General features: G+C 68.0%; 8 protein-coding genes. 5 read left to right on the top strand and 3 right to left on the bottom strand.

The genetic code is table 11. From position 1 onward, the window contains the following. The first annotated feature begins 180 nt into the window (after positions 1 to 180). Entirely contained in the window at positions 181 to 807 is a 627-nt protein-coding gene (locus tag Q0653_RS10395) for a 2-phosphosulfolactate phosphatase (RefSeq protein ID WP_298742063.1), read from the top strand. A 20-nt stretch (positions 808 to 827) separates the two neighbouring features. On the opposite strand, the gene Q0653_RS10390 is transcribed toward Q0653_RS10395, so the two are convergent. From Q0653_RS10390 to Q0653_RS10380, 3 genes are all read right to left on the bottom strand, one after another. Then, complete coding sequence (locus tag Q0653_RS10390) at positions 828 to 1,316, bottom strand: SprT-like domain-containing protein (RefSeq protein ID WP_298944517.1); 489 nt, start codon at positions 1,314 to 1,316, stop codon at positions 828 to 830. A gap of 49 nt (positions 1,317 to 1,365) precedes the next feature. Further along, positions 1,366 to 1,893 carry a hypothetical protein gene (locus Q0653_RS10385; protein WP_298742065.1) on the bottom strand — a complete coding sequence of 176 codons (528 nt, stop codon included), beginning with the start codon at positions 1,891 to 1,893 and terminating at the stop codon, positions 1,366 to 1,368. A 78-nt stretch (positions 1,894 to 1,971) separates the two neighbouring features. Continuing rightward, positions 1,972 to 2,835, bottom strand: coding sequence for a fused MFS/spermidine synthase (locus Q0653_RS10380; RefSeq protein ID WP_298944516.1), 864 nt, complete (start codon positions 2,833 to 2,835; stop codon positions 1,972 to 1,974). Positions 2,836 to 2,887: 52 nt separating this feature from the next. On the opposite strand from Q0653_RS10380, the gene Q0653_RS10375 reads away from it, so the two are divergent. The 4 genes from Q0653_RS10375 to rpoC all read left to right on the top strand — a co-directional run bounded on the left by Q0653_RS10375 (position 2,888) and on the right by rpoC (position 12,961). Beyond that, the gene (locus Q0653_RS10375) at positions 2,888 to 3,643 is read left to right on the top strand and encodes a 5-oxoprolinase subunit PxpA (RefSeq protein ID WP_298944515.1); all 756 of its coding nucleotides are present in this window, start codon (positions 2,888 to 2,890) and stop codon (positions 3,641 to 3,643) included. A 73-nt stretch (positions 3,644 to 3,716) separates the two neighbouring features. After that, a complete protein-coding gene (locus Q0653_RS10370) occupies positions 3,717 to 5,306 on the top strand; it encodes a 5-oxoprolinase/urea amidolyase family protein (RefSeq protein ID WP_298944514.1) in 1,590 nt (529 codons plus the stop codon). A gap of 237 nt (positions 5,307 to 5,543) precedes the next feature. Continuing rightward, on the top strand, positions 5,544 to 9,044 hold the full coding sequence (gene rpoB, locus Q0653_RS10365; RefSeq protein WP_298944513.1) for a DNA-directed RNA polymerase subunit beta: 3,501 nt from the start codon (positions 5,544 to 5,546) through the stop codon (positions 9,042 to 9,044). Positions 9,045 to 9,085: 41 nt separating this feature from the next. After that, entirely contained in the window at positions 9,086 to 12,961 is a 3,876-nt protein-coding gene (gene rpoC, locus Q0653_RS10360) for a DNA-directed RNA polymerase subunit beta' (protein ID WP_298944512.1), read from the top strand. Positions 12,962 to 12,972: the final 11 nt, after the last annotated feature.

Genomic DNA, 12,972 nt, shown 5'->3' with positions numbered 1-12,972 from the left:
GTCTGAGCCGTCACCAGATTCGGATATTTCCGCCCGATTCGGATGCGGGGTGGCCTCCGCGCCCGAATCTGCGGCATCCACCCGAATCTGGTGCGCGCGGGGCCGCCAGCCGCGCGCGGAACAGGCCGGCAGTGGGTGCCCGGCGTCGGCGGGCGGATGCCGGGGCTCTAGCCTGGAGGGATGGCTACACCGTTCGACCAGTCGCGCTACCAGGTCCGCTTCGAGTGGGGCGCCGAGGGGATTGATCGGCTCGCGACGGCTGACATCGTCGTCGTGGTGGATGTGCTCCGCTTCTCGTCCACGGTCGCCGCTCGCGTCGCCGGGGGCCAATCCGTCCCCCTTGACGAGGCAGCCCATGCGGTCTCGCGGAACGGCGCGGCGGTTGCCAACCGTGCCGGTGACGCGCTCATCGTGCTCGGATGCCTCCGCAACGCCCAAGCGGTCGCGCGCGCCGTCCTGGCCTACCAGCACGACCGCGGTGCGCGCACCTCGATCGCGGTGATCGCTGCCGGTGAGCGCGAGGGCCGGGACGGCCCCGTGCGCTTCGCCGTCGAGGATCAGCTCGGCGCCGGCGCGATCATCGACGCGCTGGGTCAGCTCGGCATCGACCACACGTCCCCCGAGGCCGCCATCACCGGCGAGGCGTTCCGGGGGCTCCGCCCGGCGCTCCGACACCTGCTCACCGCGAGCGGGTCGGGGCAAGAGCTCATCGACGGCGATCGTCGCGACGAGGTGCTCGCGGCATCCGTGCTCGACGACCTCGACGTCGTGCCGGTCCTGCGAGCGGGTGCCTTCGTCGCCTGGTGAGCCGCGCTGAGCCCCTGCGCTCAGCGCGGGGTCATCGCCGCGAGACGGGTCGCGGGGGAGATGTCGCGCCGAGTCCACACGAACAAGAATCGCTCGTCGAACGATCGCGAGCAGCGCGCGCACGACGTCGGCCGCGTCGCCTGTCGGTGCCGATAAGCCGTGTGGCCGGCCGGGCAGACACCCACCCAGGGTGCGAGCTCGGTCGCGGTCTCGCCGTGATGAGTCGTTCCGCCGGTGTAGCCGAGCGCCCGCGCGGTGCGCTTCCAGCCCGCTCCGTGCCCGGCGTGGGCACCCGCGAGCGCGTGGGCGACTTCGTGCAGGAGCGTCTGCCGGTTCGTCTCGTCGTCGTAGCGCGCCGAGAGATACCGCGAGACGGTGATGCGCTTCCGTGTGTAGTCGCACGCCCCGGCCCGGCGCTTGGCGTTGTCGAACGCGAACGACCACGACGCGTCCAGGTGCGCCGCGATCAGCTCCTCCGCCTCGCGGCGGACGTCCCGCAGGTCAGACATGATGCAGAGATTCGGTCATGCCCGGAAGAATAGAACAGATGTACGACACTCAGCTCGCGACGGACGACGACGCGCGTCGGTGCTCGGTCGCTTCGATCGCCAGCAGGGTCGAGGCGAGCTGGTCATCGGGGGCGCCGGCTTCCTGACGCAGGAACAGTTCCTTCTTGAAGTCGGCGCGCGCATCGGTGAAGTCGCCGATGTCGTAGCTGACCTTGCCGCGGTGCTGGTACGCGAAGGCCGCCAGCGCTGACCAGCCCTGCCCCTCGGCTTCTTCGGCGCACGTCGTCAGCTCCTGCAACGCCGCGGCGTACGCCCCACGCTGCTGCTGCACCGAGGCGTGCAGAATGCGGGCACGCAGGAGGTCCTTCCGGGTGCCGCCCATGCGTGCGACGCGCACCGACTGCTCCGAGATCACGAGCGCGTCGTCCAGGCGACCCAGCACCTTGAGGAGCCAGACCCGTTCCAGGAGGGCGGCGAGGCTGCGCTGGTCGCCCAGTTCGCGCAGCCGCTCGGCGCACTGATGGGCATCGACGAGCTCGCGCAGAGTCTCCGGGTCGTATCCCTTGATGTAGCTCACTGCTGCTCCTTCCGACGCGTCCGTCCAGTCTCACCCGGCCTGCGCAGGATCTCCTGAGGGCACGCCGCGTGCGCCGAGTCAGCGTTCGAAGACGGATGCCGCGGGCTTCGGCGAAGCGGTGGCATCGGCATCCGTCGCCGGCATCGATCCGCGCACGAACTCGTCGAGTTCGGGGCCCTGGGCGACCTTCGCGGGGTGGGGCCCCGCCGCCATCAGCCGTGGCAGCCACTCGGTGGGCAGAGGTGCGGCGGAAGCGGCGATGACGAGATTCCCGAACCGGCGACCCTTGAGCGTCTGCACCTCGGCGAGCACGATCACTTCCGTCAGCACGGCGCGTACGGTCGCGACTTGGCGCCGCGCGAACGCGAGCCCGGCGCCGTCGGCGACGTTGACGAGGAGCACGCCGTCCGCCGCCAGCAGCGCGGCCAGCGTGCGGTAGTACTCGACCGTCGTGAGGTGGGCCGGAGTCTGCGCACCGGCGAAGACATCCGAGATGACGAGGTCGGCGGCGCCCTGGAGCCCCGCCGGGAGGCGGCCGGCGACATCGCGCGCGTCGCCGATCCGTACCCGGATCTGGGCGCCGCGCGGCAGTGGCAGCTGCTCGCGCACGAGGTCGATCAGGGGCTGCTCCAGTTCGACCACTTGCTGCCGCGATCCCGGCCGGGTCTGTTCGACGTAGCGGGGGAGGGTCAGCGCGCCCCCGCCGAGGTGGATGGCCGTGATCGGCTGGCCCGGCATCCGGAGCCGGTCGATGACCGCCCCCATCCGCGCCACGTACTCGAAGTGCAGATGGGTGGGATCGTCGAGGTCGACGTGTGACTGCGGCGTGCCGTCGACGTCGAGCTCGAAGCCGCCCGCGAAGCGGCTGGGGACCACCCGCGCGATCGTCCCGTCGGACACGCGCACGGAGGCGCCGGATTCTTCGACGTGCGCTCTGGCCATGTGCCCACGCTACCGGCGGCCTCACCGCGCGGGCCGCCGGTAGCGTGGGGCCATGGCGACGATCGACCTGAACGCAGACCTCGGCGAGACCGTCGACGGGCAGCCGACAGCCGATGACCCGGCGATGTTCGCGGTGATCTCGAGCGCGTCGATCGCGTGCGGTGGGCATGCCGGCGATGCCGGGTCGATGCGGGATGCCGTGGCCGTCGCGGCGCGGCACCGTGTGACTGTCGGCGCCCATCCCGCCTATCCCGATCGTGCCGGTTTCGGCCGCACTCGAGTGCGGATGCCGGCGGACGAGCTCCACGCGGAGATCTCCGCCCAGCTGCGAGCACTCCGTGATGCCGGGGCGGACATCCGCTACGTCAAACCGCACGGGGCGCTTTACCACGCGATTCGGAGCGATCGCGCGGAAGCGCGGGCTGTCGCCGCTGCCACGGCGGACCTGTCGGCGGAGCTCGGTCGGGCCGTTCCCCTTCTCGGGATGCACGGAGCGATCGCGCGCGCGGCGGCGGATGCCGGGTTGCCGTTCCACGGTGAGGCTTTCCTCGACCGCGGGTACCTTCCGGACGGCTCCCTCGTGCCGAGGGGTCACGTCGGGGCGCTGCTGGATGACCCCGCCGAGGTTGCCGCCCGCGCGGTCGGCCTCGTGACCGAGCGGACCGTGGTGTCCGTGGCGGGAGAGCCCGTGACCGTCGACGCCGTCTCGCTGTGCCTCCACGGCGACTCGCCGGGCGCCGTCGCGATGGCCCGCGCTGTCCGCGCCGCGCTCGATGCCGCCGGGGTGACGGTGCGGGCGCCGTGGTGAACCGATGACAGGAGAATTTGCGCGCGAGCGCGCAGAAGAGGCCCTTTCGCCACCCGGGGGAGGAAATCTCCTGTTGCCGGAACATCAACATCCGCCGGAACGCCCGCGCGTCCTGCCTTTCGGCGAGTCCGCGGTGCTGGCCGAGGTCGACTCCCTCGCGGACGCGCTCGCCCTCCACGCACGCCTGGCCGCGTCCCTCCCGCCGGGACTGCTCGAGCTCGTCCCCGCCGCGCGGACGGTCCTCGTGCGGTTCGACCGACGCGTGCTTTCCCCCTCTGCTGTCCGCGCGTGGATCGAGGCCGATCGGGAGTCGATGGCGCGTGCACCGGTCGCGGCGCCGTCGATCGAGTTGCCGATCGTCTACGACGGGGAGGATCTGCCCGCCGTGGCGCGGGCAGTGGGCCTGACCGTCGATGAGGTGGCTTCCCGACACGCGGCCTGCACCTGGACCGTGGCCTTCACGGGGTTCGCCCCCGGCTTCGGCTACCTCGTGAGCAACGATTGGCCGTACGACGTCCCGCGGCGGGCCACCCCGCGCACGCGTGTCCCGGCCGGCGCCGTCGGCCTCGCAGGCGAGTTCGCCGGAGCGTACCCGCGGGCCACGCCGGGCGGATGGCAACTGATCGGCACGACGAGCGCCACCCTGTTCGACCCGGATGCCGCGCATCCCGCGCTCCTCGTTCCCGGCACGCGCGTGCGTTTCACCCCGAGATCCCGCATGTCTGCCGCCTCCTCCGCCTCCCGCGCCTCCGCGGGAGACCCGCCCCCCGAGCACGCCGCGCCCCCGTCGCAGCCCGCGCGACCGGCGATGCGCGTCGAGGCGGCGGGGCTCCTCGCCACCGTCCAGGACCACGGACGCGCGGGCCACCTGGCGGAGGGGATCTCCCTGTCTGGCGCGGCCGACCGCGGCGCCCTCCGGACGGCGAATCGGCTCGTCGGCAACGACGAGACCGCCGCGGGGATCGAAGTGACGATGGGTGGCCTTCGCCTGCGCGCGCTCCGCGATCTGTGGGTTGCGGTGACCGGTGCCTGGGGCCCGATCCGCATCGACGGGCGCGAGGTGGGGCCCTACGACGCGCACCCGTGGCCTGCGGGCACGGACCTCCACCTCGACTGGTTCACCCACGGCGCGCGCGGCTACCTTGCGATCCGCGGCGGGATCGGCGGCCCCCTCGTGGCGGGGTCCCGCGCGACGGATCTGCTCGCCGGGCTCGGGCCCGCACCGCTGTCGGACGGCGACGAGCTGGTCCTCGCCGATGCGGCGAGCACCGGCATCCCACCCGTGGCCGTGCACCCGTGGGGTCCACCCGAGCACGCGCTGATCACGGTCGATCTTGCGCCCGGGCCACGCGCGGAGTGGTTCACCCCGGCCGCGCGCGCCATGCTCTTCGAGGCGACATGGACGGTCTCCACCGCGGCCGATCGCGTCGGCATCCGCCTCGACGGGCCGGCGCTGGAACGCGCGCGGACCGGCGAACTGCCCAGCGAGGGGATGCTGCCCGGTGCCCTGCAGGTTCCACCCGACGGCCGTCCGGTGATCCTCGGCCCCGACGCCCCGGTGACCGGCGGCTATCCCGTGATCGCGGTCGTGACCGACGCGACGCGGGACCTCCTGGCCCAGGCGCATCCGGGCACCCGGGTGCTCTTCCGGCACGCCCGCTGAACACTCCCGCGGGTTTATACCGCAGCATCCGAAACTCGTCAAGGATTCCGCTTGCCATGGCGAGTCGCGAGGCATATAGTAGGTAGTTGCGCTCCCTTCCCCCATGCCCTCATATGGTGGTCGGCTTGTGCCTGCAGCCCCCGCCCCGGCGGCGCGTGCGACAGGCAGTGGGAATCGGGAGCACTCCACCTGACGACAAGGAACCGGCCCCTGCCCGGGCTCATGGAGGTAATCCCCTTGGCTGCTGCGCGCAACGCAACCAATTCCACCACCACCCCTAAGAACGGCCGAGGTGCTTCGCGCCTCTCGTTCGCCAAGATCTCTGACACGCTGACGGTCCCCGACCTTCTCGCGCTGCAGACGGAGTCTTTCGACTGGCTCGTCGGAAACGAGGGCTGGAAGGCCCGCGTCGCCGAGGCGACCGCAGCCGGACGCACGGATGTGCCGTCGACGAGCGGTCTGGAGGAGATCTTCGAGGAGATCTCTCCGATCGAGGACCTCGGCGAGACGATGCAGCTGAGCTTCACGAACCCGTACCTCGAGCCCGAGAAGTACTCGATCGAAGAGTGCAAGGAGCGCGGCAAGACCTATGCCGCCCCGCTGTACGTCGAGGCCGAGTTCATGAACCACCTCACGGGTGAGATCAAGACGCAGACGGTCTTCATGGGCGACTTCCCGCTCCAGACCGGCAAGGGCACCTTCATCATCAACGGCACCGAGCGTGTCGTCGTGTCGCAGCTCGTGCGTTCGCCCGGTGTCTACTTCGACAAGACCCCCGACAAGACGAGCGACAAGGACATCGTCTCGGCGCGGGTCATCCCCAGCCGCGGTGCCTGGCTCGAATTCGAGATCGACAAGCGCGATCAGGTCGGCGTGCGCATCGACCGCAAGCGCAAGCAGTCGGTCACCGTGTTCCTGAAGGCTCTGGGACTGTCCAGCGAAGACATCCTGGCCGAGTTCGCCGGCTACGAGTCGATCGAGGACACCCTCAGCAAGGACACCATCCTCACGAAGGAAGATGCCCTCCGCGACATCTACCGCAAGCTCCGTCCGGGCGAGCAGGTCGCCGCCGAGGCCGCCCGCGCGCTCCTGGACAACTTCTACTTCAACTCCAAGCGCTACGACCTCGCGAAGGTCGGTCGTTACAAGATCAACCAGAAGCTGGGCCTCGACAAGCCGCTGAGCGACTCGGTTCTGACCGTCGAGGACATCGTCGCGACGATCAAGTACCTCGTCGCGATCCACCGTGGCGACGTCTCGATCCCCGGCGTCCGCGCCGGCAAGCCGGCCGAGATCCGTCTGTCGGTCGACGACATCGACAACTTCGGCAACCGTCGCATCCGCGCCGTCGGCGAGCTCATCCAGAACCAGGTCCGCACGGGCCTCAGCCGTATGGAGCGCGTCGTCCGCGAGCGCATGACCACGCAGGACATCGAGGCGATCACGCCGCAGACCCTGATCAACGTGCGACCCGTCGTCGCCGCGATCAAGGAGTTCTTCGGAACGTCGCAGCTGTCGCAGTTCATGGACCAGAACAACCCGCTCGCGGGTCTGACCCACAAGCGTCGCCTCTCGGCGCTCGGACCCGGTGGTCTCTCTCGTGAGCGCGCCGGTGTCGAGGTCCGTGACGTCCACCCGTCGCACTACGGACGCATGTGCCCCATCGAGACCCCGGAAGGCCCGAACATCGGCCTGATCGGCTCGCTGGCCTCGTTCGCCCGCATCAACGCGTTCGGGTTCATCGAGACCCCGTACCGTCGCGTCGAAGACGGCAAGGTCACCGACACGATCGACTACCTGACGGCGTCGGAAGAGAACGAGTTCATCGTCGCCCAGGCCGGCGCCGAGCTGAAGAAGGATGGCTCCTTCGCCCAGGACCGCGTGCTCGCACGCCGCGGCGACGGCGGCGAGGTCGACCTCTTCCACGCCGAGGAAATCGGCTACATGGACGTCTCCCCGCGCCAGATGGTGTCGGTCGGTACGTCGCTGATCCCCTTCCTCGAGCACGACGACGCGAACCGTGCCCTCATGGGTGCCAACATGCAGCGTCAGGCGGTGCCGTTGCTGCGCAGCGACTCGCCGCTCGTCGGTACCGGCATGGAGGGCTTCGCGGCCATCGACGCCGGTGACGTGGTCACCGCCGACAAGGCCGGTGTCGTCACCGAGGTCTCGGCCGACGTCGTCACCGTGCAGCTCGACGAGGGCGGCACGAAGGATTACTTCCTCCGCAAGTTCGACCGCTCCAACCAGGGCAACTCCTACAACCAGCGCGTCATCGTTTCGGCGGGCGAGCGGGTGGAGGTGGGCGAGGTCATCGCCGATGGTCCGGCAACCGAGAACGGCGAACTGGCGATCGGTAAGAACCTCCTCGTCGCCTTCATGACGTGGGAAGGTCACAACTTCGAGGATGCGATCATCCTCAGCCAGGAGCTCGTCAAGAACGACACCCTCTCCTCGATCCACATCGAGGAGTACGAGGTGGATGCTCGCGACACGAAGCTGGGCAAGGAGGAGATCACCCGTGATCTCCCCAACGTCAGCCCCGACCTGCTGAAGGACCTCGACGAGCGCGGCATCGTCCGCATCGGTGCCGAGGTGCGTCCCGGTGACATCCTCGTCGGCAAGGTCACGCCCAAGGGTGAGACCGAGCTCAGCGCCGAGGAGCGCCTGCTGCGCGCGATCTTCAACGAGAAGAGCCGCGAAGTCCGTGACACCTCGCTGAAGGTTCCCCACGGTGAGCAGGGCACGATCATCGCCGTCAAGGAGTTCGACGCCGAGGGTGGTGACGACGAGCTCGGCTCGGGCGTCAACCGTCGCGTCGTCGTCTACATCGCCCAGAAGCGCAAGATCACCGAGGGTGACAAGCTCGCCGGTCGTCACGGCAACAAGGGCGTCATCGCGAAGATCCTCCCCGTCGAGGACATGCCGTTCCTCGCGGACGGTACGCCGGTCGACATCGTGCTCAACCCGCTCGGTATCCCGGGTCGAATGAACTTCGGCCAGGTGCTGGAGACCCACCTCGGGTGGATCGCCAAGCAGGGCTGGGAGGTCGACGGTTCGCCGAAGTGGGCCGAGGATCTGCCGGAGGATGCCCGTGCGGCAGCCCCGGGGACCAAGGTTGCCACGCCGGTGTTCGACGGTGCGCGCGAGGAGGAGATCGTCGGTCTCCTGAACTCCACCCGCCCCAACCGCGACGGCGAGCGTCTGATCGACGGGTCGGGCAAGACCCTCCTGTTCGACGGCCGTTCGGGCGATCCGTTCCCCGCTCCCGTTTCGGTCGGCTACATGTACATCCTGAAGCTGCACCACCTCGTGGACGACAAGATCCACGCGCGCTCCACCGGTCCGTACTCGATGATCACGCAGCAGCCGCTGGGTGGTAAGGCGCAGTTCGGTGGCCAGCGTTTCGGTGAGATGGAAGTGTGGGCCCTCGAGGCTTACGGCGCCGCATACGCGCTCCAGGAGCTTCTGACCATCAAGAGTGACGACATCGTCGGTCGCGTGAAGGTCTACGAAGCCATCGTCAAGGGCGAGAACATCCAGGAACCCGGCATCCCCGAGTCCTTCAAGGTCCTCATGAAGGAGATGCAGTCGCTCTGCCTGAACGTCGAGGTCCTCTCGGCCGACGGTACCGAGGTCAACCTCCGCGACACCGACGATGAAGCCTTCCGCGCAGCGGAAGAGCTCGGCATCAACATCTCCAGCCGTTTCGAGTCCTCGTCCATCGACGAGATCTGATCTCGGCCACCCCTCAAGAGAATTCCGACACAGGAGAACCAGTGCTCGAGTCACACACCTTCGATCAGCTTCGCATTGGCCTGGCCACGGCCGACGACATCCGTCGTTGGTCCTTCGGCGAGGTCAAGAAGCCCGAAACCATCAACTACCGCACCCTGAAGCCCGAGAAGGACGGCCTCTTCGGAGAGCAGATCTTCGGTCCTTCCCGCGACTGGGAGTGCGCGTGCGGCAAGTACAAGCGCGTCCGCTTCAAGGGCATCGTCTGCGAGCGCTGCGGCGTGGAGGTCACCAAGAGCTCCGTCCGTCGTGAGCGCATGGGCCACATCGAGCTCGCCGCACCCGTCACCCACATCTGGTACTTCAAGGGCGTGCCCTCGCGCTTGGGCTACCTGCTGGACATGGCGCCGAAGGACCTCGAAAAGGTCATCTACTTCGCCGCGTACATGGTGATCTCGGTCGACGAGGATGCGCGTCACCGCGACCTCCCGACGCACGAGACCAACCTGCGCCTGGAGATCAAGAACCTCGGCGACCGTCGCGATGCCCGCATCGCGACCCGTCTGCAGAAGTGGGAAGAGGAGCTCGCTGCTCTCGAAGCCGAAGGCGCCAAGGCCGACCAGAAGAAGAAGGTCAAGGACGCCGCCGAGAAGGACATGGCCCTCATCCGCAAGGGTGCTGACGAGCAGATCGCCAAGCTCGAGCGCATGTGGGACGAGTTCCGTGGCCTGTCGGTCGGTCAGCTCAAGCAGGAGGACGACGTCTTCCACGAGCTCCAGGACCGGTTCGGTCAGTACTTCGAGGCCTACATGGGTGCCGAGTCGATCCAGCGTCGCCTCCAGGCGTTCGACCTGGCCGCCGAGGCGGAGAACCTGCACCTGCAGATCTCCGAGGGCAAGGGCCAGCGCAAGATCCGTGCGATCAAGCGTCTGAAGGTCGTGAACTCCTTCCTGCAGACCGGCATGAGCCCGGCCGCGATGGTCCTGGACGTCGTCCCGGTCATCCCGCCGGAGCTGCGTCCGATGGTCCAGCTCGACGGTGGCCGCTTCGCCACGAGCGACCTGAACGACCTCTACCGTCGCGTGATCAACCGCAACAACCGTCTTCGTCGTCTGATCGACCTCGGCGCCCCCGAGATCATCGTCAACAACGAGAAGCGGATGCTGCAGGAAGCCGTCGACGCACTGTTCGACAACGGTCGCCGTGGTCGTCCCGTCACCGGTACGGGCAACCGTGCGCTCAAGTCGCTCAGCGACATGCTCAAGGGCAAGCAGGGACGTTTCCGTCAGAACCTGCTCGGAAAGCGCGTCGACTACTCGGGCCGATCGGTGATCATCGTCGGACCCCAGCTGAAGCTGCACCAGTGCGGTCTGCCCAAGCAGATGGCGCTCGAGCTCTTCAAGCCGTTCGTGATCAAGCGCCTGATCGACCTCGGTCACAGCCAGAACATCAAGGCGGCCAAGCGTGCCGTCGAGCGCACGCGTCCCGAGGTCTGGGACGTGCTCGAGGAGATCATCCGCGAGCGTCCCGTGCTGCTCAACCGTGCACCGACCCTGCACCGCCTGGGCATCCAGGCCTTCGAGCCTCAGCTCGTCGAGGGCAAGGCCATCCAGCTGCACCCGCTCGTCTGCGCGGCGTTCAACGCCGACTTCGACGGTGACCAGATGGCTGTCCACCTGCCGCTGTCGGTCGAGGCGCAGGCCGAAGCCCGTATCCTCATGCTGGCCTCGAACAACATCCTGAAGCCGTCCGACGGCCGCCCGGTCACCCTGCCCTCGCAGGACATGATCATCGGCCTCCACCACCTGACCACGGTCAAGGAAGGTGCCACCGGCGAGGGCCGCGTGTTCGGTTCGGTCGGCGAGGCGATCCTGGCCAAGGACGAGGGAACCCTCGACCTCCAGGCGAAGGTCCGCATCCGCGTTCCGGGTCTGACGTTCCTCGAGGGCGAAGCGCCCGAGAACTACGAGCGTCACGGACTGCTGGATGCCTCGCTGGGTCAGGCGATCTTCAACGACACGCTCCCCAAGGGCTACCCGTTCGTGCGCGAGCAGGCCGACAAGGGCAAGCTGTCGCAGATCGTCAACAAGCTCGCCGAGGAATACCCCAAGGTCGAGGTTGCCGCGTCGCTGGACCGCATCAAGGATGCCGGTTTCTACTGGGCCACGCGCTCGGGTGTGACCGTCGCGCTCAGCGACATCCTCACGCCGCCGAACAAGGGCGAGATCATCTCGAAGTACGAGAAGCTCGCCACCAAGGTGCAGAACCAGTTCGACAAGGGTCTTGTGACCGATGCCGAGCGTCGCCAGGAGCAGATCAAGATCTGGACCGAAGCGACCGACGAGGTTCAGCAGGCGATGCGCGACAACTTCCCGGCCGACAACACCATCAACCGCATGGTGACCTCGGGTGCTCGTGGTAACTGGCTGCAGATCCGGAACATCGCCGGTATCCGAGGCCTCGTCAACAACACCAAGGGCGAGATCATGCCCCGTCCGATCATCTCCTCGTACCGCGAGGGGCTGAGCGTGGCGGAGTACTTCACCGCGACCCACGGTGCCCGTAAGGGTCTGGCCGACACGGCTCTGCGTACCGCCGACTCGGGTTACCTCACGCGTCGACTCGTCGACGTGTCGCAGGATGTCATCATCCGCGAAGAGGACTGTGGCACCGGCAAGGGCCTCGAGTTCACGATCGCCGCAGTGGATTCCACCGGAACCCTCGTGCGCGACGCGAACGTCGAGAACTCGGTGTTCGCCCGTACCCTTTCGGCCGAGGTCGTGACGGCCTCGGGTGAGGTCATCGCCGACGCCGGTGACGACGTGGGTGACGTGCTGATCGACAAGCTGGTCGCGGCCGGCGTCGAGTCGATCAAGGTCCGCTCGGTCCTCACGTGTGAGTCGGCCGTCGGTGTCTGCGCGCAGTGCTACGGCCGGTCGCTCGCGACCGGAAAGCTCGTCGACATCGGCGAGGCCGTCGGAATCATCGCGGCCCAGTCGATCGGTGAGCCCGGAACGCAGCTCACGATGCGTACCTTCCACACGGGTGGTTCGGCATCCGCCGACGACATCACCCAGGGTCTGCCGCGTGTGCAGGAGCTGTTCGAGGCGCGTACCCCCAAGGGTGCGTCCCCGATCGCCGAGGCCGACGGGTTCATCAAGATCGATGAGACCGACAAGGCCAAGAAGGTCATCCTGACGCCCGACAACGGCGACGAGCCGCACGTCTACCCGGTCCTGAAGCGCGCGACGCTGCTGGTCGAGGACGGCCAGCGAGTCACCGTCGGTCAGCCGATCCTGGTCGGCACGCTCGACCCCAAGGAGGTCATGCGTGTCATGGGTGCCCGCGAGGTGCAGAAGTACCTCGTGAACGGTGTCCAGGGCGTGTACCGCTCGCAGGGTGTGCCGATCCACGACAAGCACATCGAGGTCATCGTGCGCCAGATGCTGCGGAAGGTCACCGTGGTCGACCACGCGGACACCACGCTGCTGCCCGGCGAGCTCGTCGACTTCAAGCGGTACCAGCAGATCAACCGTGAGGCCGTGGCCGAGGGCAAGCGCCCCGCGTCGGGTCGCCCGGAGCTGATGGGTATCACGAAGGCGTCGCTTGCGACCGAGTCGTGGCTGTCGGCGGCCTCCTTCCAGGAGACCACCCGCGTCCTCACCGAGGCGGCCATGCAGGGCAAGAGCGACCCGCTCGTCGGCCTGAAGGAAAACGTCATCATCGGAAAGCTCATCCCCGCCGGCACCGGCCTTGCGAAGTATCGCAACGTCGTGGTCGAGGCGACGGACGAGGCCAAGAGCGAGCGGTACCCCAACCGCATCTTCGCTTCCGATGGTGCGTACTCCGACGCCGATCTGAGCTATGTCGACTTCGACAGCTTCTCGACGGACGACTTCACGCCCGGTACCTATAACTGAGCGCAGTCACA

The sequence above is a fragment of the uncultured Microbacterium sp. genome (assembly GCF_947488465.1).
Taxonomy (GTDB): domain Bacteria; phylum Actinomycetota; class Actinomycetes; order Actinomycetales; family Microbacteriaceae; genus Microbacterium.
This window is presented reverse-complemented; position numbering and strand designations above follow the sequence as displayed.

Excerpts from the sequence above, each read along its gene's own strand:
- Q0653_RS10395 (WP_298742063.1), top strand. The coding sequence starts at position 181 with ATGGCTACACCGTTCGACCAGTCGCGCTACCAGGTCCGCTTCGAGTGG.
- Q0653_RS10390 (WP_298944517.1), bottom strand. The coding sequence starts at position 1,316 with ATGTCTGACCTGCGGGACGTCCGCCGCGAGGCGGAGGAGCTGATCGCG.
- Q0653_RS10380 (WP_298944516.1), bottom strand. The coding sequence starts at position 2,835 with ATGGCCAGAGCGCACGTCGAAGAATCCGGCGCCTCCGTGCGCGTGTCC.
- Q0653_RS10375 (WP_298944515.1), top strand. The coding sequence starts at position 2,888 with ATGGCGACGATCGACCTGAACGCAGACCTCGGCGAGACCGTCGACGGG.